General features: G+C 64.9%; 1 protein-coding gene. It reads left to right on the forward strand.

The features are described 5' to 3' along the window. A partial coding sequence (locus M5B99_RS29560; protein WP_248807450.1) for an amino acid adenylation domain-containing protein occupies positions 1-1,298 on the forward strand: 1,298 nt, incomplete at both ends.

A 1,298-nucleotide genomic window follows, 5' to 3' on the forward strand; every position in this document is an offset into this window, starting at 1 on the left:
GCGAACTCAATGCCCGCGCCAACCAGGTTGCCCATCGCCTGCTGGCTTTGGGGGTGCGCCCGGACGATCGGGTGGCGATCTGCGTCGACCGTGGCCCGGCGATGATCATCGGCCTGCTGGGCATCCTCAAGGCCGGCGCCGGTTATGTACCGCTGGACCCGGCCTATCCCCGCGAACGCCTGGCCTACACCCTTGGCGACAGTGCCCCGGTGGCCTTGCTCAGCCAGCACTCGGTGCAGGAAGCCTTGCCGGCGCTACAGGTGCCCGTCATCAATCTGGACGATGCGGACCTGCGGGACGAATCCGTGCGCAATCCGCAGGTGCCAGGGTTGACGGTCGAGAATCTGGCCTATGTGATCTATACCTCCGGTTCCACCGGCCTGCCCAAGGGGGTGATGGTCGAGCACCGCAACGTCGCGCGGCTGTTCTCGGCCACCGAGGACTGGTTCGGTTTCGGCGAGCGGGATGTCTGGGCGTTGTTCCACTCGTTCGCCTTCGACTTCTCGGTCTGGGAGATCTGGGGCGCGCTGCTGCATGGCGGTCGTTTGCTGATCGTGCCGCAACTGGTCAGCCGTTCGCCCGAGGATTGCTACGCGCTGCTGTGTAATGCCGGGGTGACGGTGCTCAACCAGACGCCCAGTGCATTCCGCCAATTGATTGCGGCCCAGGGCGAGAACGGCCAGCCCCATTCCCTGCGCCAGGTGATTTTCGGCGGTGAAGCGCTGGACACGGCGTTGCTCAAGCCCTGGTACGCACGCGAGCTGAATGCCGGCACGCAACTGGTGAATATGTACGGCATCACCGAAACCACGGTGCATGTGACCTACTATCCGTTGCAGGCCGAAGATACCCAGCGCCTGGGCGCCAGCCCGATCGGCAAGCGCATTCCCGACCTGCGCCTGTACCTGCTCGACGGCTACGGCCAGCCGGTGGCACCGGGCGCGGTGGGGGAGTTGTACGTCGGTGGTGCGGGCGTGGCCCGGGGTTATCTCAACCGCGAAGAGTTGAACGCCGAGCGCTTCCTCGCCGATCCGTTTGTCTCGACCCCCGGTGCGCGTATGTACCGTTCCGGCGACCTCGGTCGCTGGCTGGCCGACGGCAGCCTGGAGTACCTCGGTCGTAATGACGAGCAAGTGAAGATTCGCGGTTTCCGCATTGAACTGGGTGAGATCGAAGCGCAGCTTGGTGCTTGTGAAGGCGTACGTGATGCCGTGGTGCTGGTGCGCGAGGACGAGCCGGGTGACAAGCGCCTGGTGGCCTATGTCATCGGCGCTGCAGGTGTTGAGCTCGACGCCTAT

Origin of the sequence: Pseudomonas sp. MWU13-2100, assembly GCF_023242365.1 — a bacterium.
Lineage (GTDB): Bacteria > Pseudomonadota > Gammaproteobacteria > Pseudomonadales > Pseudomonadaceae > Aquipseudomonas.